At 64.2% G+C, this 21,718-nt stretch carries 20 protein-coding genes and 1 tRNA gene; 3 read left to right on the top strand and 18 right to left on the bottom strand.

Features of this window, described 5'->3' with window-relative positions; genetic code table 11:
• Positions 1-3: 3 nt before the first annotated feature.
• The 16 genes from HPY64_01070 to HPY64_00995 all read right to left on the bottom strand — a co-directional run bounded on the left by HPY64_01070 (position 4) and on the right by HPY64_00995 (position 17,078).
• A complete protein-coding gene (locus HPY64_01070; GenBank protein NPV65716.1) occupies positions 4-273 on the bottom strand; it encodes a hypothetical protein in 270 nt (89 codons plus the stop codon).
• A gap of 100 nt (positions 274-373) precedes the next feature.
• The gene (locus HPY64_01065) at positions 374-1,303 is read right to left on the bottom strand and encodes a heme A synthase (protein NPV65715.1); all 930 of its coding nucleotides are present in this window, start codon (positions 1,301-1,303) and stop codon (positions 374-376) included.
• A gap of 91 nt (positions 1,304-1,394) precedes the next feature.
• Positions 1,395-2,582, bottom strand: a complete 1,188-nt coding sequence (locus tag HPY64_01060) for an anhydro-N-acetylmuramic acid kinase (protein NPV65714.1) — start codon at positions 2,580-2,582, stop codon at positions 1,395-1,397.
• Between the two features lie 24 nt (positions 2,583-2,606).
• Positions 2,607-3,533, bottom strand: coding sequence for an aldo/keto reductase (locus tag HPY64_01055; GenBank protein ID NPV65713.1), 927 nt, complete (start codon positions 3,531-3,533; stop codon positions 2,607-2,609).
• Positions 3,534-3,585: 52 nt separating this feature from the next.
• A complete protein-coding gene (locus tag HPY64_01050) occupies positions 3,586-3,948 on the bottom strand; it encodes a nuclear transport factor 2 family protein (protein ID NPV65712.1) in 363 nt (120 codons plus the stop codon).
• Positions 3,949-4,171: 223 nt separating this feature from the next.
• Positions 4,172-4,251: transfer RNA gene (locus HPY64_01045), tRNA-Leu, on the bottom strand.
• 36 nt (positions 4,252-4,287) lie between these two features.
• Entirely contained in the window at positions 4,288-4,866 is a 579-nt protein-coding gene (locus HPY64_01040) for a glycerol acyltransferase (GenBank protein NPV65711.1), read from the bottom strand.
• Positions 4,867-5,071: 205 nt separating this feature from the next.
• Positions 5,072-5,707 (bottom strand): corrinoid protein, encoded by a 636-nt coding sequence (locus HPY64_01035; GenBank protein NPV65710.1) that lies wholly within the window; start codon positions 5,705-5,707, stop codon positions 5,072-5,074.
• A gap of 226 nt (positions 5,708-5,933) precedes the next feature.
• Entirely contained in the window at positions 5,934-7,769 is a 1,836-nt protein-coding gene (glmS, locus tag HPY64_01030) for a glutamine--fructose-6-phosphate transaminase (isomerizing) (protein NPV65709.1), read from the bottom strand.
• A 587-nt stretch (positions 7,770-8,356) separates the two neighbouring features.
• Entirely contained in the window at positions 8,357-9,082 is a 726-nt protein-coding gene (locus HPY64_01025) for a 1-acyl-sn-glycerol-3-phosphate acyltransferase (protein NPV65708.1), read from the bottom strand.
• Between the two features lie 167 nt (positions 9,083-9,249).
• Positions 9,250-12,165 carry a peptidase M16 gene (locus HPY64_01020; GenBank protein ID NPV65707.1) on the bottom strand — a complete coding sequence of 972 codons (2,916 nt, stop codon included), beginning with the start codon at positions 12,163-12,165 and terminating at the stop codon, positions 9,250-9,252.
• 98 nt (positions 12,166-12,263) lie between these two features.
• A complete protein-coding gene (locus HPY64_01015) occupies positions 12,264-12,989 on the bottom strand; it encodes a 1-acyl-sn-glycerol-3-phosphate acyltransferase (GenBank protein NPV65706.1) in 726 nt (241 codons plus the stop codon).
• A gap of 3 nt (positions 12,990-12,992) precedes the next feature.
• On the bottom strand, positions 12,993-14,180 hold the full coding sequence (locus tag HPY64_01010) for an rRNA pseudouridine synthase (GenBank protein NPV65705.1): 1,188 nt from the start codon (positions 14,178-14,180) through the stop codon (positions 12,993-12,995).
• Between the two features lie 105 nt (positions 14,181-14,285).
• Complete coding sequence (locus HPY64_01005; GenBank protein NPV65704.1) at positions 14,286-15,182, bottom strand: EamA family transporter; 897 nt, start codon at positions 15,180-15,182, stop codon at positions 14,286-14,288.
• A gap of 71 nt (positions 15,183-15,253) precedes the next feature.
• Positions 15,254-15,775, bottom strand: coding sequence for an FHA domain-containing protein (locus HPY64_01000; protein NPV65703.1), 522 nt, complete (start codon positions 15,773-15,775; stop codon positions 15,254-15,256).
• Between the two features lie 142 nt (positions 15,776-15,917).
• The gene (locus tag HPY64_00995) at positions 15,918-17,078 is read right to left on the bottom strand and encodes a hypothetical protein (protein NPV65702.1); all 1,161 of its coding nucleotides are present in this window, start codon (positions 17,076-17,078) and stop codon (positions 15,918-15,920) included.
• A 270-nt stretch (positions 17,079-17,348) separates the two neighbouring features.
• Here HPY64_00995 and HPY64_00990 point away from each other — a divergent pair, with 270 nt between their 5' ends.
• Positions 17,349-17,765: a response regulator gene (locus HPY64_00990; protein ID NPV65701.1), complete on the top strand. Its 417-nt coding sequence runs from the start codon at positions 17,349-17,351 to the stop codon at positions 17,763-17,765.
• A 135-nt stretch (positions 17,766-17,900) separates the two neighbouring features.
• Here HPY64_00990 and sixA read toward each other — a convergent pair whose 3' ends face one another.
• The gene (gene sixA, locus HPY64_00985; GenBank protein NPV65700.1) at positions 17,901-18,377 is read right to left on the bottom strand and encodes a phosphohistidine phosphatase SixA; all 477 of its coding nucleotides are present in this window, start codon (positions 18,375-18,377) and stop codon (positions 17,901-17,903) included.
• A gap of 260 nt (positions 18,378-18,637) precedes the next feature.
• Between sixA and HPY64_00980 the strand changes: the two genes are divergently transcribed.
• Complete coding sequence (locus HPY64_00980; GenBank protein ID NPV65699.1) at positions 18,638-19,330, top strand: Crp/Fnr family transcriptional regulator; 693 nt, start codon at positions 18,638-18,640, stop codon at positions 19,328-19,330.
• Positions 19,331-19,355: 25 nt separating this feature from the next.
• Here the strand turns inward: HPY64_00980 and HPY64_00975 are convergent, their stop codons facing one another.
• The gene (locus tag HPY64_00975) at positions 19,356-20,084 is read right to left on the bottom strand and encodes an isoprenylcysteine carboxylmethyltransferase family protein (GenBank protein NPV65698.1); all 729 of its coding nucleotides are present in this window, start codon (positions 20,082-20,084) and stop codon (positions 19,356-19,358) included.
• Positions 20,085-20,344: 260 nt separating this feature from the next.
• Between HPY64_00975 and HPY64_00970 the strand changes: the two genes are divergently transcribed.
• A complete protein-coding gene (locus HPY64_00970) occupies positions 20,345-21,649 on the top strand; it encodes a hypothetical protein (protein ID NPV65697.1) in 1,305 nt (434 codons plus the stop codon).
• The last annotated feature ends 69 nt before the right edge of the window (positions 21,650-21,718 follow it).

Raw genomic sequence — 21,718 nt, 5'->3', positions numbered from 1 at the left:
CCGTCAGCGCACCTCGATCTCGGTCGTCTGTTCCAGTAACAGGCCGCAATTGACGCACGTCAGCGTCCAGCCAGCGCGGCCCCGGCTGGCCCAGGCGCCCACCCGCAGGTAGTTGCTCTGGCACTGCGGGCAAAACCGGGTGCGTCCCAGCAGCGTTTTCTCAGCATCAGCGCGGCGCGCTTCCAGGAAGTCGAGCAACTCGCCGGGCGTGGCTCCCGGGCCGGGGCCGCGCGCTTCCTTTTGCCGCCCCAGCAAACGGCGCAGCAATCCCATCAGGCATCCTTTCCCGCCACACGGCGGCAACCGGGCGGCCTGTTATATTTCTATTGTACGCTTTTCAGCGTTCTTCTCGATGGCCCGCCGCGCCCGGCCCTCAGGCCGGGTGGGCTGCTGGAGAGGCGCCTTCCGCTGCCAGAGCCTCCGCCGCCACCAGCACCAGCGCCAGCCACAGGCTATCCGCCAGTAACAGGTGCAGTACCTGCATCCAGACCGGCGCGAGCAGGATCACGTTCACGAATCCAGCGGCGATCTGCAGGATCACCAGCGCATACATGGCGATGACCGGACGACGCGCCGTTGCCGAGGCCGCCAGGAATTCCTGCCCGGCGACCAGCAGGAAGGCGCTGACCAGCAGGGCAATGGCCGGATGAATCACCCGCAGCCGGATCAGGAAGTGGGCGGTAGCGTCCAGGTCCTGTTGCAGGCCAGCGATCAGTGATTCCGGTGGGAAGAGCGTATCCCCCAGCGCCGTGACCGCCCCCGCCGCGGAGAGCAGCACCATCCCCGCCAGCGCCAGACCCAGTAATCCCGCCAGGCGGCGCGGCTTCCCCTGCAGGCTGATCCGCTGTCCGGAGGCGCTCCAGGCGGTCAGGGCCAGGCTAGCCAGCAGGGCCAGCGTGTTGACCAGATGCAGGGCAATAACCACCGCTCGCGTCGTGGAGGCGTTATCCGCGACCAGTTCCAGCCGCACCAGCAGCATGCCCACGAGGGCCTCCACCATCATAAAAAGCAGGGCCAGCGCCGCCGCCCGCCGTGTGAAGCGGGTAGCCCAGCCAGCGCGGAAGGCCCACACCGCCAACGCCAGCACCAGCAAGCCGGACAGGCCGCTGGTCAGACGATGGATGAATTCGATCAACGTCTCGATCTGCTCCGGCTGGGGGATGATCTGGCCGTTGCAGGTAGGCCAGTGGTTGCCGCATCCCGCGCCGGAGCCGGTGGCCCTTACCACCGCCCCCCACAGGATGACCAGTACAGTGAAGCCGGTCACCAGCCATGCATAACGCGCAAAAGGTCTGCCTGCCATAAGGGTTTGCCGCCTGGGTAATCCATACACCGGGCACGATTATAGCGCAGGGCTGCTCCCGGTCTCCCGGTCGCCGGTGCCGCCCGCCGCTTCAACCCGGCGCGCCCCAGGTCTGGCGGGCCAGGGCGATGTAGTTCGCGCCGGGTGTAATCTGGCCCAACACCACCGGATGGCGCGCGCCGGTCAGGGCGGGATGGTTGCCGGGGCGGGCGTGCCAGGTCTCATGGGCCAGCAGGGCAAAGACCAGCGCTTCCTTGTTATCGCTGTCCAGGCCGACATCCTCGTGGGTGCGAACAGGGATGCCGCCCAGCCGATCCCGGATCATACGCATCAGGGTCGGGTTGTGCCGCCCGCCGCCGCCGATGATCACCTCGGCGATCGGCGCCGGGGCAAAGCGGCGGTAAGCGTCAGCGATGCTGGCTGCCGTGAGCGCGGTCACCGTGGCGACCACGTCAACATCGCGCAGACCGCGCGCCCGTCCGGTCGCCAGCAAGTCGGCGGCCATCGCTGCCGTGTACAACTCGCGCCCGGTCGTCTTGGGTGGCTGGCGGCGGTAGTACGGGTGATCCAGCAGGGCGGCCAGCCAGGTTTCATCGACCGTCCCCGCCGCGCCCAGTGCACCATCTACATCATAGCTCTGCCTGCCCTCGCTCAGCAGCACAGCGATCTCATCGATCAGGCAGTTGGCCGGGCCGGTATCGAAGCTGAGCGGATCGCTAACGGAATCGTTCAGCGGCGGCAGGAAGGTCACGTTGGCGATACCACCCAGGTTCTGGATGGCCCGCCAGTGATCGGGGTGGCGCAGTAGCAGCCAGTCGGCATAACTGGTCAGCGGGGCGCCCTGCCCGCCGGCGGCGATATCGCGCGGGCGGAAGTTACTGATCGTGGTGATGCCCGTCCGCTCAGCGATCACGCTGGCCTCGGTGATCTGCAGGGTGGCGGTAGCCCGTCCGTCCGGCTGGACGGTGTGCCATACCGTCTGCCCGTGCGAACCGATCAGGTCCACATCAGCGGGAGTCAGACCATTTTCCACCAGCAGGGCCAGCACTGCTTCCGCGAACAACTCCCCCAGCGCAGCGTTCAGCTCACACAGCTCATCCACCCGGCTGCTCTCCGGGCGAATCTGGCGCAGGATGCGAGCCTGGAAGCCAGGCGGGTACGGATGCGTCCGGGCGGCGACAATGCGGGCGCGAAGATTCGGCGGCGCGCCGCTGATCTCGCATAGCGCCGCGTCGATGGCATCCGCCGAAGTGCCGGAAATCAAGCCAATGATCTTCATAAGAGCGCCTTTCGTACCGATGGCTCAGGCTGCCTGCGGGTGATCGTCGGCGACCAGGTCAAGCCCGGCAGCGTCGGCGTTGGCGTCGACCTGCTCCGGCGACTTACAGCCGGGGATGACACAGCTTACCGCCGGGTGCTTGAGGCACCAGGCCAGCGCCCAGGCAGCCATGTCTACGCCGGGCGGCACTTCCCGCGCCCGGATTTCTTCCACCTCGCGGAGCTGGGCCTGGAGGCGCTCCTGTTCCCGCAGGGAACGCACATCGGCGGGGTTGGTGAAGGTGGCACCGGGTTTATACTTGCCGCTGAGCAGGCCGCTGGCCAGCGGCACACGGGCCAGCACACCCAGGTTGTGCGCCAGGCACAGCGGCAGCAACTCCGCCTCCGGCTCGCGCTCCAGGCGGTTATAGACCAGCTGGATCGCCCCCGCACCGACGGCAACGGCCCCGGCAACCTGGTGGCGGCGGTTGCCCTGGCTGCTGATGGAGACGCCCAGGTGGCGGATTTTGCCTGCCTGTACCTGTTTGGCCAGCATCGTCCACAGCTCGTCGTTGTCAAAGGCGTCATCCCCGCCGGAATGAAACTGGTAGAGATCAATATAGTCAGTCTGCAGGGCGCGCAGGGAATCCTCAAGTTGCTGGCGCACGGCGGCGGCGCTCCACAGATCATCGCGGGTGAAGTTACTGCGGAAGCGGTGACCGAACTTGGTGGCGACAATCCAGTCCTCGCGCCGGTCGCGGCGCAAAAAGTTCCCGATCAGCGCCTCGGAAACGTGATCACCATAGCATTCAGCGGTGTCGATCAGGTTGATGCCGCGCACCTTGGCCCGGCTGAGGATGGCGTCCGCTTCGGCCTGGCTAAAGGCGCGCCCCCATTCCCCGCCGAACTGCCAGGTGCCCACCCCCACCACTGAAACGCGCAGGCCCGTCCGGCCCAGAATGCGATACTTCATTGTATCTCCCTCCTCAGGGTACGGCAGATGCCAGCAGATGGCCTGTCGCCGGTCAACCTTTGACGTAGGACAGCTTCTCCGCGATCTTGCCGTCACGAAAACGGAATATATCCACGCCGCGCACATACCCTGCCCGTCCGGCAGCGTCCGTCCAGCGGTATACCCAGCGCTGAAAGCCCCGTTCGCCACAGATAACCAGTTCCTCGATGGCGATCCGGGCGGCAGGCGAAGCGCGGAAGAACGCCTGCCAGAAGGCCCGCCCCTCCGCCTGCCCCACGTAACGGGCGCCATCGGGGGGCGGCACTGTGTTCTCAAAGACGCAGTCGTCAGTCATCAGGGCCAGCATGGCCTCGGCGTCATGACGGTTGAACGCCTCATTGAATGCCTGCACAAGCAGGACTTCAGGGGAAGCCATCGCGCCACCTCCGGGACTTGCAGCGACCAGTGCGGAGCGCCGCGTCACCGAATTAGAACAGCGCTCGGCCAGCGTGTCAACGCGCCCATCGTGTACATACCCGGCGATAGCAGAAACATCGGAAAGCGACCGGCCATGCCGGAAAGCCAGGCCGATTGTCTCCCATCCCTGGCCGGGAAAATGCGACAGCGGGAAGCCGGCGCGGCCTCCCGCTGTCGCTCTGTAGGGCAGGTGGGACTCGAACCCACATGGTTTCCCGGCAGATTTTAAGTCTGCTGCGTATGCCAGTTCCGCCACTGCCCCCTGCGTCAGAGAGTCTAGCAAATGCGGGCAGGGGCGTCAACGTTTGGCGGACGGGCGCAGTTCCTCCCGCAAGCGGATGGGGCCAACTCTGTCCGGGTGACGAGCGGTTTTGCCTGCATAGAAGGCACGAATGCGATCCATGTCGGCAGCAACATCGCCGGTAGGCCACAGCACCGGCCCGAAGCCGACCTCCCGCCGGGCGTAGTCGATGTAGCCCAGCACGATTGGCACGCCAGCCTGGATGGCGATGTGGTAAAAACCGCTGCGCCAGCACTCTGCCGGGCGGCGCGTGCCTTCCGGCGCGATGGCCAGCGCCATTGTCTCCCGCTGGCGGAAAGCAGCGGCGATCTGCTCAACCGTGTTGGCGCTGCGGCGGCGATCGACTGCGATCCCGCCCAGCCGCCGCGCAACCGGCCCCAGCGGCCCCCGGAACAGGCTATCCTTCATCAGGAAGTTCAGCGGGTATTGCAGGGCGGTGGTCGCCAGCAGCATCAGGACGCCATCCCAGTTGGAAGTGTGCGGCGCAGCGATCACCACATAGCGGGGAATTGGCGGCGGTGCGCCGATGATCTGCCACCCGGCCAGGCGCAGGATCGCTCGCGCCGGCCCTCGCAGGTACCGCCGGATACCCATCCGTGGGCGATTGGTGATGCTCAACGGTGCGGCAGCCATTACCCCTGCCCTTTCCCATCCCGGCCAGTACCTGACACATCCACAATGCCGCAAAGCCTCCGGCGGCAGGCCGGAGGCCCATCAAATGCGCCTGAATTCCGTCAGGAAAACCCGCTCGTGAGGCTTCGCCAGCCAGGCGACCCTGCGGCTAGGCGACCCCAATCAGCCGCTTGGCCAGGCGGACGGCGCTGCTGGCGTCGCCGCTGTAACCATCCGCGCCGATCTGGTCGGCATAGGCCTGGGTTACCGGCGCGCCGCCGATCATGACCTTGACCCGGTCGCGCACGCCCGCGGCCTGCAGGGCCTCGATGGTGGTCTTCATAGCAGGCATGGTCGTGGTCAACAGGGCGGACATGGCGATGATATCGGCGCCGTCCTGCGCGGCCTTGACGAAGGTGGCCGGTGCTGTGTTGGTGCCCAGGTCGCGGATCTCAAAACCCGCACCCTCCAGCATCATCGCCACCAGGTTCTTGCCGATGTCGTGCAGGTCGCCCTGGACCGTGCCGATGGCCACCCGGCCCAGCGGTTCCGCGCCGCTTTCCACCAGCAGCGGCTTAAGCGGTTGCAGCGCATTTTGCATGGCCCGCGCCGCAATCAGCATCTCCGGGATGTAGAACTCCCCGGCTTCGAACTTCTCCCCGACCTCGGTCATGGCGCTGATCAGCGCCTCATTGAGGATCGTCAGGGCAGGGATATTCTGCTCCAGGGCTTTGTGGACGCCCGCCGTTGCGCCAGCAGCGTCCCCTTTGATCACACTGGCGCGGATTTCTTGCAGAATGCTCACGTGTTCTCCTCCGGACGGATGACTGCGGCCAGAGCGGGCTTGGCAGGGCAGCCTCTCCCTGTACCTGGCCCGCCAGCCGACTTCGCGATCAGCCAATATACTGCCATTATACGAGCTTTTGCGGCCCGGAGTATTGGATCTCCATCCTCTTTTGGCCGGGACGGATGACGGAAAACTGCGATCTTCACGCTCTTTCACCCTGCCTGTAGGGTCCAGCCGACGCTGCCTACTCCACCGTGACGCTCTTGGCCAGGTTGCGCGGCTTGTCCACATCCGCGCCACGTCGCACCGCGATATGGTAGGCCAGTAGTTGCAGCGGGATCACACTGACGATCGGGCTGAGCAGCTCCGGCACTTCCGGGATGTACAGGACGTGATCGGCCTTTTCCGCGATCAGCGTATCGCCTTCGGTCGCCACGGCGATCACGATCCCGCCGCGCGCCTTGGCCTGCTCCACCTGGCTGAGCATCTTCTCGTAGACATGATCCCGGAGCACGATGGCAACGGTGGGCATGGTCTCGTTGATCAGGGCGATCGGGCCGTGCTTCATCTCGCCCGCCGGGTAGCCTTCCGCATGGATGTAGCTGATCTCCTTAAGCTTGAGCGCGCCTTCCAGCGCAACCGGATAGTTGATCCCCCGCCCCAGGTAGAGGAAATTGTTGAACACTGCCAGTTCGGCGGCCAGTTGTTCGTAGCGCTGGTCATGCTCCAGTACACGCCCCACGATATCCGGCAGGCGGGCGATCTGCCCGGCATAGCGGCGCAGCTCATCCTGGCTCAGGCGACCCCTTAACTGGCCCAGGTAGAGCGCCAGCAGGTATTGATCCATCACGCTGGTGGTGAACGCTTTGGTAGAAGCGACACCGATCTCCGGCCCGGCCTGCATGGCGATGAAACCATCGGCCAGGCGCATGGCCTGGCTGCCAACCGCGTTGACGATGCTCCACACGCGGGCGCCTTTCTCGCGGGCTTCCTCAATGGCGGCCAGTGTGTCGACCGTCTCCCCACTCTGGGTGATGGCCAGCACGACTGAATTCTCATCAATGACCGGATCGCGGTAGCGAAACTCGCTGGCGTAATCTACCTCGACCGGGATACGGGCCAGTTCCTCGATCAGGAACTTGCCGATCAGGGCGCTGTAGGCGCTGGTGCCGCAGGCGGTCGCCACGATCTTATTGATCCGGCGGGCATCTTCAGCACTAAGCCTGAGTTCGGGCAGGGTCACCGTGCCGGTTTCGAAGTCAACGCGCCCGCGCACGGTATCGGTCAGGGCGCGGGCCTGCTCGAAGATCTCCTTCTGCATGAAGTGCTTGTACTCACCCAGCTCGGCGCTCATCGGGTTCCAGTTGATGCTCGTCGTCCGGGCCAGAACCGGCTCCCCGGCCAGCGTCTGGACCATGAAACCATCAGCCGTCACTGTCGCCATCTGGCGGCTCTCCAGGAAGACAAAGCGGCGCGTGTAGGGCAGGATGGCCGGGATATCGGAGGCGAGGAAATTCTCGCCGTCGCCCAGTCCAACGGCCACACCGCCAGCATTGCCAATGCGGGTGGCCACCAGGCGATCCGGCTCGCGGGTGCTCATGGCGACGATAGCATGGGCACCGTGCAGGTGAGCGACCGCCTTGCGGACGGCCTCGGTCAGGTTGCCATTGAGGTAGCGCTCGATCAGGTGGACGATCACCTCGGTATCCGTATCCGAACGGAATACCGCGCCCTCCGCGATCAGTTCTGCTTTCAGTTCCAGGTAGTTCTCAACAATCCCGTTGTGGACGACAACCACATCGCCATTCATGCCCATATGGGGGTGGGCGTTGCGCGGGCTGGGTTCACCGTGGGTAGCCCAGCGGGTATGGCCGATGCCGATCGTGCCGCTGACCGGCTGCTGTTCGAACAGGCTGATCAGGTTATCCAGGCGGCCCACATCGCGCAGCAGGGCGATCTGCCCCTCCTGGATCACGGCCAGCCCGGCTGAATCGTAACCGCGGTATTCCAATCGCTTCAGCCCGGCCAGGATCAGGGGGGCGGCGTCTTGGGGGCCGATATAGCCAACAATCCCACACATGAAAAGTTCCCTTCCTCCGAGGTGAGCTCGGATCGCACACAGACACTCAGGACCCACCGACGGCAGGAGATCACCCTGCGGCGAGGGGTATCACAGGCGGTGTAATAGCCGGAATCGGCTTTGTCACACGCCTTGCCTCAGGAAGGGACAATAGGGTGGTGAAAATGCTCTGGCTCACCGATCCGAGATCGGAGCCTCGACCGGCTTGCACCCTGGCGGCATCCGCTGAAACCTCGATTTTCGAGCTTTGCGGGTACTGGCAGCAAAGCCCTTAGCACTGCCCCACGGCAGGAACCGCCACCTCGTCATCCTACCCCCATAGGAGGTAGGCTCATGCGCTTTTGTCCCCATACCCATCAGACTGCTGATCCGGCGTATCATCTCCTTTCCGGGCCTGGCTACCGCCTTTACCAGGCAGCGGCAGCGCGCCTGCCTTACTGCCAGTGTAGCCGAAGTGCCACCCAGTAAGGATAAATTCCGTCTAAAAACGACCGGGGCAGCGCCAGCAAGCAGGTTGCAGCACTGCCCCATGGGTGCAGTCAAACGGCAGCGGTAGCGCTAACGCGCGTGAATATCCGGAGCGATCCTCAGGCGAAGATCAGGTGCTCGGTTGTCGCCTGGGAGAGATCGGCGTAGTGCCCGCGCTTGTGTTCCGGGTAGAGCCGGGCCAGCTGATACATCATCTCGCGGGTCATCTGCGCCAGCACGTCGCGGGGGACGCGCTTCTCCGCCTGTTGCCTGAGGCGGAAGGGCGGCCCAAAGCGGATATGGGCGTCGGGGCGCTTCAGGCGCAGGGCGTCCTGCACATAATGCTCCAGCCCCCAGACCGCCGCCGGGACGATCAGCGCGTCGGCTTTGAGCGCCAGGTAAGCCAGGCCATCCTTGGCTTCGCGCAGGGCCGGGGTGCGCGTGCCTTCCGGCATGATCAACACCAGCTCGCCAGCCCGCAATAGTTCAAGGGTAGTCTCCAGCGCCCGCCGGTCAACCTCCCCGCGCCGGACCGGGATCGCCCCCCAGCTCCTGACCACCAGGCCCAGCAGCGGCGATTTGAAGTTCTCCTGTTTGGACATCGCCACAACGAAACGATTCTTAATCACACCCAGCGGCAGGGTGATGTCAACCATAGTCGAATGGCTCATCATGATCATCGCCGGGCCGCTGGCAGGGACGTATTCCAGCCCTTCAACCGTAACCTGCCACAGGAAACGAGCCAGGAACCGCTGGAAGAACACATCCCGTAGAAAGCGTCGCCGTCCGGTGAAGGCGGTCTTCTGCCATTCGACCCATTCGGCGACAGACATTTCCCCTGCCATGCGCACATCCCTCTGAGCAACAATATAGCTTGCCAGAGAATCAAACACACACGCTCGCCGCCGGGTGCGGGCCGGGCGCAGTGCCAGGCCCGCCTGGCTGTAGCAGACCGGCAGAGCGCCCGGACGAAACGGGGGCGCTCCTCTGAACACCCCCGTTTTATCCCCGGCTAAAGCACCTTCGTGACCTGCAAGAACTGACCACGCTCGGCATTGGCCTTGCTGATGGCCTCCGCTGATCCCATGACTACTACCGCCCCACGTTCCCTGATTCCGGCCAGCGCCTCGCCAAAGGCCCGGAAGTCAGCGGCGGTGGTGCTCAGGACTTCATCGCGGATCTGCTGGCGCATCTCGTCCGTGTAGCCGGTCAGGAAGTACTGCAGCGAGCGGAAACCCTTAGCGTCCGGCAGTAGATATTCGTCGATCTGGCCGATCGCGCCGATGATCGCCCGCGTCAGTTCTTCCTGACTCAGCTCAAGCTGGCGCAGATAATCTGCCGCGCCGTCGTAATTCGCCAACGTGCCCAACAGGTTAGGATCGCGGTAGGACGTAAAGGCAAACACGCCAGAGACCTGGTCAAAGCCACAGAAGCCACCATACGCCCCACCCTGAGCGCGGACGCGCTCCCACAACCAGGTCATGTTCAGGTAGTTGACAATCGGGATATACGAGCCATGCAAGCGGTAACCCAGTTCGTACAGGTTGGCGCCTTTGGCTACGTAGTTGACCTGAGCAGGGATGGTCAGCCCTTCATCGCTGAAGGCCGCCGGGCGCGACCAGCTGACAGGCGCGGTAGAGGCAGCGGGAAGCGTGTTGATGAAACCTTCCAGTTGTGGCTGGAAGCGCGCCCAGTTAGCAGCATCCAGGGTGACATTGGCGATCAGCCGTTCGCGATTGATCAGGATACGCCGGATGGCCTCCAGTTTGGCCAGCACCCCCGGCCAGTCAGTATCGATCTCCTGGATCAATTGCCGCAGGAAGAACAACTGGCTGACTCCGCCCGTCTGCTCACTGGCCCAGTGCGCTTCGCCAAAGCGGGCACGCAGGCGGCTGAGAACGACCATATGCCCGCCCGGCACCAGCCCCGATTCCGCGCCCGTCTTTTCCTCCAGCACCATCTGGCGGAAGCGGGTCGGGTTGTCCAGTTTGACAGTCAGCAGCACATCGCGCAGGATATCCAGCAGGTCGGGGGCCTGAGCAGCCATGGCCTTGCCGCGCAGGAACAGCCAGGCAGTGGCCGTATCGCCGCCGCCCCTGACTGGCGCGATCAGCGTAGTTGGCCCGATGCCGCCCGTCTTGCGCCCGATGCGTTGCGACAGCTTGACGAAGTCCTCGGTCTCCGTGCCCATTTCCAGCAAGGCCCGGCCAAAGAGCGGCACATAGGGCAGCAAGTCCTGCGGCAGGGTATGCAGGTCAAAGCCCAGGTCCAGGTAGACAATCCCATTAGTGAAAAGATCGTGGTAGAGCAACCGGCTATTGCCCACTGCCAGATGCTCCACCGGGATGCGCCGGATCTCGCGATCCAGATCAGCCAGGGTCAAGGTAGGGATGGTCGCCAGCGCCTCTGGCGGGTCGGGCGTCTCCTGGATGCGGCGCAGTTCTTCCGCGTCAGCGATCACAGCCTGGAGGTCGGTTTCGCTCATGGCGGCGCGGGCCGCGGCCAGGCGGGCCTGTTCCGCCGCTTCGCGCTCGGCGCGGATGTTTGGATCAGGCACCAGGGCAACAGTCGAGCGGTGCGGGTTATCCAACAGATAGCGGGCGATCAGATTCTCAAAATAGCGCCCGGCGGCAACACCCGCCTTGATCCGCTCCAGCGGCCCCTCAAAAGCAAGCGCCGCCAGCGGATCGCCGCCGTGCAGCCAGACGGGCAGGGCGGCCAGCATCAGCGCCAACCCGCGCGGGTAGCGACCGGTGTTCTTCTCCCGCAACTCGAATTCGATCGTATTCATGGCGGCCTCGACCATCTCCGGGTCGATGCCGTCGCGGGCCAGCGCGGCCAGCGTGTCCATGATCAGGGTCTCGACCTTCTCCACGTCAGCCGGGTTGATCCCCTTGAGGCCGGTGGAGAAGTACATCTCACGCTGGAAGGGGCTGACGCCGCTATCGGCCAGGTCCTCGCCCAGCCCAGAATCGATCAGGGCTTTGCGCAGCGGAGAGGCCGGTGTGCCCACCAGGATATGCGACAGGATATCTAGGGCCAGCCCCTGCTCGACATCGGTGGTTTCCGTCAGCAACCAGCTCACCGTAACCATGCCGCGCCGTTCCCCGGCTTCTTCCCCGGCGTCGTAGCCGACCGTGGCGCGACGCGGGGCGGGAAAGCGCGGCTGGAGCGGAACCTGCGCGTCAACCTCGATGCGTTCGAAACCGGCAAGATAGGCGTCAATCAGACGCAGGCGCTCCTCCGGGTTGTCATCCCCGTAGAACCAGAAGCGGGCATTGGAGGGGTGGTAGTACGTCTGGTGAAAGGCCCGGAACTGTTCATAGGTCAGGTCAGGGATGACCGCCGGATCGCCGCCTGAATCGAAACCATACGGTCCATCCGGCAGGATGTGCCGTTCGGTGTAGCGACCCAGCAGGTTATCTGGCGAGGAGTACACGCCCTTCATCTCGTTAAAGACAATGCCTTTGTAGGTCAGTGAGCCATTCGGCGCTGCCAGCTCATAATGCCAGCCCTCCTGCTGGAGCGTCTTCTGGCTGATGCGGGGGTAGAAGACCGCGTCCAAGTAGACATCGATCAGGTTGTAGAAGTCCTTAAGGTTGGTGCTGGCGACCGGATAGCAGGTCATATCCGGGTAGGTCATGGCATTGAGGAAGGTGTTGAGCGAGCTTTTGAGCAGCTCCACAAACGGTTCCTTGACCGGGTACTTGCGGGAGCCGCCCAGCACGGAATGCTCCATGATATGCGGCAGGCCGGTCGAATCGGCAGGTGGCGTTTTGAAGGTCACGCCAAAGACCTTGTTCTCGTCGTCATTCTCCAGGGAAAGCAGCTCCGCCCCGGTGCGGAGGTGGCGGAAGCGCCGTGCGCGAGTGTTGATCTCAGGGATGTGGCGTTCTTCAACCAGTTCGAAACCGTGTATCACTGTCACGAGGCAGTCTCCTTGCAGCAAACAATCCACCAGTCTGGGCCATCCAACCAGGTACAAAGCCCACCCTTGCAGCTGGCCGGGTCAAGCCGCCCTCAATTCTACCTGACAAAGTCCAAATATTCCGTCGTCATCTTCGTCAGGTCGGCGTAATCACCCCGGTTACGCTCCGGCAACAGGCGGGCCAGCTGGTACATCATCTCGTCGGTCATACGGCTCATCTCGTCGCGGGGGATACGCGTACGCCCGCCCGTGCGCAGGCGGAAGGCCGGGCCGTAGCAGACTTTGATCGGTGTCCGCCGCCAGGGGATGAACAGGTCGCGCGTCCAGCCTTCGGTATCGAAGATGGCTGTCGGGACAATCATGGCGTCGGTCCGGGTGGCGATGTAGGCCAGGCCATCTTTAGGCCGCTGCAGGGCCTTGTGGCGCGTGCCTTCCGGGGCGATCAGGGTCATCTCCCCGGCGGCCATGAGCTGCATGGCGATATTGAGCGCTTCCCGGTCAACCTTGCCGCGGTCGACCGGATAGGCGCCCCAGGTCCGCACCAGAATGCCCACGATCGGGTTCTGAAAGTTTTCGATTTTACTCATCGGCACAACAAAGCGCGGGCGAGCCGTGCCGATGACGACGACCGGATCGATAGCGGCCATGTGGTTGATCATCAGGATCGTCGGGCCTTCCGGCGGAATATTCTCCAGGCCGGTGACGGTCAGCTTCCAGAACAGCGGGGCCAGGCGAACAAACAGCACGTCACGGCAAAAGCGCCGCCGAGAGGCAAAGATCGTGCGCTGCCGGATGGCCCAGCTATCGGCAGCGAGTGTAGTCATCGCTCATCCTTTCTTCTTTTTGCCGCCCGGCTTGCTGCCGCTACGCCCACCGCGGCGCTCCCGGCGGTCGCTGGCCGGGCGCGGTTGCCGGGCAGGACGCCCCCTGCCCTGACCGGCGGGCGCGGGTCGACCCGGCCGGCGGGCCGGGCGAGGACGGTCGCTGACCGCCCCTTCGTCCGGCGCTGGCCGGGCTGGCGCGGCGGGGCGGCGCTTTTCAGCCGGGCGGGTATCCCAGTCTGAGGCGCTATCACGGGTGGGCCGGGCCGGGCGTCGCTTCCGCTGTGGTGGCGTCGGGCGCTGCGGATGCTCCTCGCGCCCGATCGCTTTGCTGCGGGGAGACCGGCTGCTCGCCAGCGGGCGCTCGTCGCCATCCTTCCTGCCCCGTTCCGGGTGGCGGAAGCGTCGGGGATGCGCCGGGGCTGATTCCCCAGCAGCAGACCGGGCCGGACGACGTGCCGGGCGAACCGGCGCAGCAGGGCGGCGCAGGGCGGCCACTTCTTCGTCGGTCAGGTAGCGCCACTCCCCCGGTTTGACCCCGCTCAGGCGCAGAGTGCCGATCCGGGTGCGGATCAGGCGCAGCACACGCAGGCCCACCGCCGAGGCCGTGCGGCGGATCTGGCGTTTGCGGCCCTCGCCCATGGTCACTTCCAACCAGGTATTGTTCTCCAGTCGCCTGGCGACGCTGACCTGGCAGGGAGCGGTCGGACCATCATCGAGGATCACACCCGCCGCCCAGATTTCCAGTTGCTCAGGCGTGGGGACGCCCTCCACCAGCACCCGATAGACCTTCTGGTGGCCGTAGCGGGCGTGGGTCAGGCGCTGCGTCAGCGCGCCGTCATTGGTCAGCAGCACCAGCCCTTCGCTGTCTGCGTCCAGCCGCCCAACCGGGTATACGCGCTCCGCCACGTCAACCAGATCGAGGACGGTTGGGCGCTTCTCCTGAGGCTGGGCCTGCGCCGCGCTGATCACACCGGCGGGCTTGTTGAGCATGATGTACACCGGGCGCGACTGAGCCAGGGCGATCACTTCACCATCGACGCGAATCACGTCTGTGGCGGGGTCAACGCCCATCCCCAGTTTCGCCGGCTGGCCGTTGACGGTCACACGACCATCCCGAATCAGGTTTTCACAGGCGCGGCGGGAGGCAACGCCGGCCTGTGCCAGCAGTTTATGGAGACGTTCCTGGGGCATGGTATCCTGGCCGTTTCCGTGATGATAGCATTCCGTTATCACCCCAGTCTACCGGGGATACGGGCGTCCGACCAGAGGGAAATTGCCGCCGCAGGGGGAACGTCCTCAACGCGAAATCAGGACAATCGCGCTGAGAACGCCCAGCGCCCCCAGCATCCCGATCGGCGTCAGCACTTCCGCGAAGAAAAGAAAGCCGATCAGCGTCCCAAAGACCGGCTCCATCAGCGCCGCCACACTGCCTACCTGGGCCTTGACCCGCGCCAGCCCCAGAAACATCAACAGGTACGGCACGCCCAGCGACAGCACACCCAGCGGGATCAGCAGGTGAAGCTGGTTCAGGATGGTCGCGGGATCACCGCGCAGGCCGAACGGGCTAAGCAGCAGCGCGGTCAGGCCAGCCCCCCACCAGATCTGCGTGAGGCTGCTCACCCGCCCGCGCAGGGCGCGACCGATCAGCATCGGCCCGGCGTAGGTGACGCCGGAGAGCGCGGCAGCGGCAATCCCGCCAAAGGCCGCCGGGTCCAGCCGCAGCCGGGCCGGGTCAGTGATCAGGATCACCCCCAGCGCGGCCAGCGCAATCCCTGGCCATAGATAGCGCGGGCGGGCTTCCTTCAACAGTGGCGGCGCCAGCAGGGCCACATACAGCGGTGCAGAATTGTTGAGCAGAGCAGCGTTAGCCGCGGTCGTGTGCTGAACGGCATAGGTGTACAGGCTGGCGGTCAGGGCCATGGCCAGCCCCAGCCCGACCAGCAGGGGGATGTACCGCCGGTAACGGGCAATCGCCAGCGGCTCCCGAAAGCGCGGCAATAGCCCGCAAAAGAACAGGAAGGCAAACAGGCTGCGGTAGAAGGTAATGGTCATTGCGTCCAGCCCGTGGATCAGGCGGACGAAGAGGATCGCTGTGCTAAAGCACAGAGTCGCCAGCACCACCAGCCCGACGCCCTGCCAGGCCGCAGTCACAGGCGGGGCAGTGACGCGCCCGGAATGATCGATTTCAGCCATGCAAAAACACTCGCAGGGGCTAGAACAACGGCAAAGGCACGGCGACCCAGTTTACCACACGGATGGCAGCCTTACTTGTTGACCATATCGACGAAGGTCACCAGCAGCTTGAGATGGCCCAGGCGGATCTCATCACCGTCGCGCAGGATGCGCGGCTGCTGGGAGGTCAGGCGCAACCCGTTGAGATAGGTGCCGTTAGCCGCGTCCAGATCAGTGATGTACAGCGAATTATCCAGGACGGTCAGCCGCGCATGGCGGCGGGAGACGCCCAGCCTCTCCGCGTCAAAGCCGGTCAGGTCGATGTCCGGGCCACTCTGCGTAAGCGGGTCGTAGCGGCCCAGCGTGACTCCCTCCGGCTGGCGCACCTCTACGTACAGAGTCTGCCCGGAATCCATCAGGCGCAACAGCAGGCGCGTCTGATCGTCAAAGCGGGCCGATCCCCAGCGCGGCTGGTTCTGGCCGGGTTCGCTTTCGCCAAAACGCTGCGTTTCGGTATAGCGGGCAATGGCCGCTGAATCCACCACAAAGCCGCAATAGTCGCAGATGATCATGCCTTCGACATAGTCATGCTGGCAATTCGGACACTTGGGCACGACCCTCGCCTTTCCAACAACCGATCAGGCGCACTCCCTGAAATCACTGCCTGTTCCGCTGACCTAATCTTACCAGAATCAGCAGGAAGCCTACAACCGCCACCAACAAAAAGGGCGGTCCCTGATGGACCGCCCGCCGTACTCAGCGGCTGCGTCCTGGCGTCAGCGCCTCAAAATCGGTGAACAGGAAATGATCATGATAGTAGTGAATCCACAGAAAGGACAGAATCGCCGTGTAATAAGCGACATCGAAGCGCCAGTTGGCGATATCCGCCGTGCCGATGCTGCCCGGCTGGAAGATGCCGGTCAGCAGGTAGACGACGCCAAAGACCACCAGCGAGCCGACCAGCATCAGCGCGCTCAGGGCATAGAGGCCCCGCGAGTCGCTGGCCTGTTCAGCGGCACGGGCCACCAGCGGTGCGGACTGGCGCAGTTCCCCATAGCGGGCGCGGATTTTGATGATGTAGAAGGTCAGGGCCAGGTACTGGAACGAGTGCCAGGTATTGAGACCCTGAAAGGCAGTATCCAGGTTGGGCAGGGCCGGCATGGTAAAGGCCACCGCAACCGTCAGGCTGATGAAGATCGTCTTGGGCCAGTGGACATAGCCGCCGCGAATCTCGCGGATGGTCTTGATCACATATGCAGCCAGCGCCAGGGCAAAAACGCCGCTCATCACCACGAAGAACCACGTCTGCTGGAAGAAGGTTGGAATCACGCGGGTCAGGTCATTCACGCCGATATCAAACGATCCCTGGCTGATCTTGTAGGCCGCCATCGGGAACAGGCAGGTGAGGATCACGGCATAGTCCACCAGCCGGGCAGAGAGCGACACAGCGCTGCGACGCGCTGGCACGCCGGTGTCCTGCTCCCGCCGGTTGTACAGCTCGACGATATACGTCACCTGGTGCAGCACATGTAGCGCCGCCCAGAAGAAGAACACCGTCAGCAGCAGGGTCAGGTTGAGGAAGGCCAGGGCAACCACGATGATCGGGATGATGACCGATGAACGGATCAGCATCGGGTAGCGGGCGCGGAAACTGCTATCCAGCCCTGTGCGCAAAAAGGTAGACATCATATGCGGACCGCCAACAGCAATGGCAACAAAGGCGTTGACGCCGTTGCGGGCGACATCATCGTGCACGCCGAACCGATCGCGCAACAGCAGGTAAACCAGGTAGGGCAACGGCACACAGATCACGCTGAAGGTGATGAACACCAGGTCCCAGTTGCGGTCCCGCAGCCAGAGGCTCCCCTGTGACCGGGCAGCGGCCCGCGGGGCGGCAGAGGCGGTGGTGACACCCATCGTCGGCTCCTTTGTCTGCTCAATTGTCGATAGGTTTTGTCATATTTTAGCAGGGGCGGCAACGACTGGCAACGCTGACCAGGAGCAAACAGGGGGCCAGGAGATTGTCCGGAACGTAGCGCGGCTGTCACGACAGGAATGTTCGCATCCCGCTTTCTGCTCCCTAATTCACTATTCCCTGTACGCCGCGCCCGGCGATTTTGCATTTTGGGCAATCTGTGCTAAACAGGATGCAACGACTTGCACGATTGTCATCGTGGTGGACACCGTATGTTTCTCGCAACCCGCTTCAGCATCCTGTGCATCGACGACGCGGATGACCTGCTGCAGGGCATGCAGCGCATCCTGTTGCGGGCCGGACACCTGGTGCACACGGCGCAGGGCGGCGCTGATGGCATTACGCTTTTGCGGCAGCTGCCCTCGGTCGATGTAATCCTGGTGAATTACCGTCTGGCGAGCGTGTCGGGCATGGATGTCGTCACCTTCGTGGCGGAAGAGCCGCGCCTGGATAACGCGGGCCTGGTGATCTGTAGCGCGGATAACGTGCTGGAGCTGCCCATTCAGCACGCCGCCTGGCCGCGCGTGGATGTTTGCCTGCCGCTGCCCTTCCAGCCTATGGAGCTGTACGACGCCGTGTTCGAGGCCTACACGCGCCGGCGGGGTTACCTGTACTGCCTGGCCGTCTAGACTACTTCAGGCAGAGCCGGCCTGCTTCCGTCCACCCCGTTGCTCCGGTCGCCATCCCCGGCGAACCGGCAGGAATTCAGTTTCGCCAGACCCGGTGCAAACCTGTATAAACCCGAACCCCTGCCGCAGCGCCGCCTAGCGCAACAAGAGCGCCTTGGGTGGGATGAGCCAGGTCAGGTAGCCACGCGGCGGATGAGTCGCGTAGAGATCGACGCGGATCAGGCTACCTTTCTTGACCACCACCTGCCCGCCGCCAATCAGCATCTCCACCACCGTGCTGAAATCCGGCTCGTGCCCGACCAGCAGCAGGCTATCCGCCGTCGGGTAGTGGTCGAGCAACTCGCTCAGGGCGTCGATGCTGAAGCTCGCCAGCGCCTCAACCTCGGTGACCACGCAATCCAGCGCCTGCCCCAGGATGTCCGCCGTCTGGCGGGCGCGGGTCATCGGGCTGGTCAGGATGGCTGCCGGGCGCACGCCCAGCGCCTTGATCGTCACAGCGGACTTGCGCATGCGGGTGATGCCCTCGGCGGTCAGCGGGCGCAGATGATCGGGCTGCGGCGCCCACTGCTCGCGCTCCTCAGCAATGCCGTGCCGGACAAAGTAGAGTTCCACCGCTTCCTCCCGTAGCTAAGCGCGTGCGAAAAGGGATTTCCCGGCAGTGTACCCTTTTCGGTTGAAACCGGGCGCGGGGCCATCTGCCCTGGCTTCACCCCCTGGCCGGGAATCTGCGCGTAGCGCACCCAGCGCACAGCCAGTTCATATTTCAACCGAATTCGATACACGACCGATTTTCCCATTGCAACAGCCTTTGCACCCGGATTCGCTATAATCGCTTCCGGCGCTTGGCTGTCTTGACTCTAAACCAGGTCACCATGATTGTCATCACGCGTTCCCTGCCGGATACCGCCCTGGCGCAGAAGCTGAGCCAGCATCGCTACTTCCGTGGTGTCACCGGCGATCAACTGCAGGAACTGGCTGCGGCGGCTCGCTGTTACGCCCTGGCCGCTGGCGAAGTGCTCTTTTGGGAAGGGGAACCCAGCGCCGGACTGTGGCTTATTCAGGCCGGGCGGGTCAAAATCTTCAAAGTCAGTCCCGAAGGCAACGAGCACATCCTGCACCTAGTGGGGCCGGGCGATTCCTGCAACGACATTGCCGCCCTGGATGGCGGCCCCAACCCGGCCAACGCCGCCGCACTCAGCGAGGTCATCGCCTGCTGCCTGCCTCACACCGCCCTGCGCGCCGCAATCATGGCCGATCCCCAGCTGGCCATGACCGTGATTCAGGTGCTGACCGGGCGCACCCGCGAACTGGTTCAGCAGGTAGAAGACCTGGCGTTACATTCGGTCACCACCCGCCTGGCCCGCTTCCTGCTCAAGCAACTGGAGAACCCTGCCCTCAGCGGCCCCAGCATCACCCGGACGGCCATCGCCGCTCACCTGGCCACCACGCCGGAAACGCTCAGCCGTGCCCTGAGCGCCCTGGAACGGGCGGGCATTATCGCCACCGAGCGCAGCGCGATCCGCGTCCTGCGGGAAGATTTGCTGCGCATGATGGCGATGCAATAGCGCCGCCTCCGGCAACGCCCGGCGCTTACCAGATGCCAGGGATAAGCCGGTAACGGGTTTGCCGGGCATACTCCGGATATCCAGGCAGTTCCTCAAGCAGCGTGCGATCCTCCAGCGCCGTCCGAATGATGAAGAGCGCAATGCCGATGGCGCCGGGAATCAGGGCTGTCCATGTCCCCAGGGCGACCGGCAAACCAAGGAACTGGAGGATGACGCCAGCATAGCCCGGATGGCGCACATAGCGGAACGGTCCAGCTGTGATGACCTGATGCCCGCGTGACTCCTGAATGCGCACACTTGGCTCAAAGAAACGGTTCACCACCATCGACCAGGTAAGCAGGGCAAAGCCCAGCACCACCAGCCCGTTGCCCAGCACATAGACCAGCGGAGAAACCGGCCCTGAGAGGTTATAGCGCCAGTCCAGACCGGCCACGAGCGGCTGAACCAGGATCAGCACGGAGTAGATGCTGAGGATGATCAGGTCCCACTTCTTGGTACCGGCTGTTGCCTGTTTGATGCGCTGGCCGCGCTGGTTGAGCAGCTCCGGATTGCCCACCGCCAGCACAATACTGAGGGCGATCCAGCAAACCAGCGTCACGACGGCAAAGACCCAGCCCCAGGGCCAGGCCGTCGACCCGGCGCCCAGAAAGAGCATGAGCGCCGTCAGGATGGCCTGCCCGATATGCTTCCCGATGGTGTTAACCCCATAGATGTTTAGCCGTGATGTCTGATCAGGTACCCGATTGTCTGGCATAGTCCCCTCTCCGCTATCCGCACTGCTCTGTATTCTACGGCGTCTTGCGGCGACCACGCCATTGTGCGAGACTGGCTGTATCACCGGCTGAAGCCCTCCGCAGCGCTGCTGCACGGCAGCGCCGGGGCTTGCCTGGCAGGAGCGGGCTTTTGATCTAGATCAACGACAGTCACTGGCAGGCCGGCTATGCTGCGCATACACCATGGTATGGGTGCGGTCCGGGCGTCCTTGCCAGCGGACCGCCTAACGGGGGAGTCGCCATGTCAAGACAGCGCGTGTTGATCACAGCCGTTGTCGTCACCATCGTATTTATCGGACTGGCCGCAGTGCTGGCGGTGATCTTCCGCCCGGTGTCTACTGAGCGCATCGAGGGCGGGACCATCGTCCGCCAGAATGTGCTGGTGGGCAGCACCAATCCCTGCGTCCAGTGCCACGCCAACAGCACGCCGGGCATTGTCCAGCAGTACGGCCACAGCACAATGGCTGCCGCCAACGTCAAATGCGAGGACTGCCACGTGGTCGCCGCCGATTATCCCAACGCCATCGCGCATGAAGGCACTTACGTGGTCAATTCGCCTACCCCGGCGCTCTGCCAGAAGTGCCACGCGCAGGAGGTGGCCCAGTTCAACGCCAGCCGCCATGGCCTGCCCGCTTATGTGGCCGTGGCCGGGTCGCAGGATTTGAGCGAAACCCACCTGGCCCAGTACCTGAGCATCGCCGAAGGCCAGCCCAGCCCGGACAAATCGCGCAATGCGATCGCGGCGCTGGAAGGCGACGCCATCACCCGCTTCACCTGCTACGGCTGCCACAACATTGGTCGCCCGCATGAGGATGGCTCCGCCGGTGAGTGCCAGATGTGCCATCTGCGCCACGAGTTCAGCCTGGAACAGGCCCGCAAGCCAGAAACCTGCAACTTCTGCCACATCGGCCCCGATCATCCGCAGTACGAGATTTACACCGAATCGCCGCACGGCATCGCCTACCACACGATGGGCCACACCTGGAACTGGGAAGCCGAACCGGGCCTGATCACGGTCGAGGACATCCCGGCGGCCACCTGTGCGATCTGCCACATCAGCGGCATCGGCGCGGCCAGCACCACCCACGATGTCGGCGACCGCCTGACCTGGTTCCTCTTTGACCCGGTCTCCACCCGCCGCCCGGCCTGGACGGATAACAAGGTGCGCATGCAGACGGTGTGCATGGAATGCCACAACCCCAACTTTGTGGACGATTTCTACACTGCCGCCGACGCCGCCACCGAACGCGTCAACGAGTGGACACAGGAGGGCGAGGACCTGCGTGTGGCGCTGCTGCAGGCTGGTGCGCTGACCGCCGAGCCGTTCGACGAGCCGATCGACTTTGCCATCTATGAGCTGTGGCATCACTGGGGCCGCACGGCCAAGTTCGGCGTGTGGATGCAGGGGCCGGATTATGCGCAGTGGCATGGCGCGTACGAAGTTCTGCAGGCCCTGGCCGAAGTGCGCGAGTATGCGGTGCAACACCTGCCAGGATACGTCCACCCGCGCCACGCCGAGACTGAATCCGGAGGCGGGTCAGACTAGACCTGCCGGGAGCGCCGGGGACAGGGTCGCCGCCGTATAGCGGCCCTGCCCCCGGCGGCATGCTGGGAC

This window comes from Anaerolineae bacterium, assembly GCA_013178165.1.
Lineage (GTDB): Bacteria > Chloroflexota > Anaerolineae > Aggregatilineales > Ch27 > Ch27.
The sequence above is the reverse complement of the archived record's forward strand: the minus strand, read 5'-3'. Positions and strand labels throughout refer to the sequence as shown.

What these genes read in the sequence shown, in the direction of transcription:
- HPY64_00980 (NPV65699.1), top strand. Translation starts at nt 18,638, where the DNA reads ATGATTGTCATCACGCGTTCCCTGCCGGATACCGCCCTGGCGCAGAAG.
- HPY64_00995 (NPV65702.1), bottom strand. Translation starts at nt 17,078, where the DNA reads ATGGGTGTCACCACCGCCTCTGCCGCCCCGCGGGCCGCTGCCCGGTCA.
- HPY64_00970 (NPV65697.1), top strand. Translation starts at nt 20,345, where the DNA reads ATGTCAAGACAGCGCGTGTTGATCACAGCCGTTGTCGTCACCATCGTA.
- HPY64_01060 (NPV65714.1), bottom strand. Translation starts at nt 2,582, where the DNA reads ATGAAGATCATTGGCTTGATTTCCGGCACTTCGGCGGATGCCATCGAC.
- HPY64_01005 (NPV65704.1), bottom strand. Translation starts at nt 15,182, where the DNA reads ATGGCTGAAATCGATCATTCCGGGCGCGTCACTGCCCCGCCTGTGACT.
- HPY64_01070 (NPV65716.1), bottom strand. Translation starts at nt 273, where the DNA reads ATGGGATTGCTGCGCCGTTTGCTGGGGCGGCAAAAGGAAGCGCGCGGC.
- HPY64_01010 (NPV65705.1), bottom strand. Translation starts at nt 14,180, where the DNA reads ATGCCCCAGGAACGTCTCCATAAACTGCTGGCACAGGCCGGCGTTGCC.
- HPY64_01050 (NPV65712.1), bottom strand. Translation starts at nt 3,948, where the DNA reads ATGGCTTCCCCTGAAGTCCTGCTTGTGCAGGCATTCAATGAGGCGTTC.
- HPY64_01065 (NPV65715.1), bottom strand. Translation starts at nt 1,303, where the DNA reads ATGGCAGGCAGACCTTTTGCGCGTTATGCATGGCTGGTGACCGGCTTC.
- HPY64_01025 (NPV65708.1), bottom strand. Translation starts at nt 9,082, where the DNA reads ATGGCAGGGGAAATGTCTGTCGCCGAATGGGTCGAATGGCAGAAGACC.
- HPY64_01055 (NPV65713.1), bottom strand. Translation starts at nt 3,533, where the DNA reads ATGAAGTATCGCATTCTGGGCCGGACGGGCCTGCGCGTTTCAGTGGTG.
- glmS (NPV65709.1), bottom strand. Translation starts at nt 7,769, where the DNA reads ATGTGTGGGATTGTTGGCTATATCGGCCCCCAAGACGCCGCCCCCCTG.
- HPY64_01015 (NPV65706.1), bottom strand. Translation starts at nt 12,989, where the DNA reads ATGACTACACTCGCTGCCGATAGCTGGGCCATCCGGCAGCGCACGATC.
- HPY64_00975 (NPV65698.1), bottom strand. Translation starts at nt 20,084, where the DNA reads ATGCCAGACAATCGGGTACCTGATCAGACATCACGGCTAAACATCTAT.
- HPY64_00990 (NPV65701.1), top strand. Translation starts at nt 17,349, where the DNA reads ATGTTTCTCGCAACCCGCTTCAGCATCCTGTGCATCGACGACGCGGAT.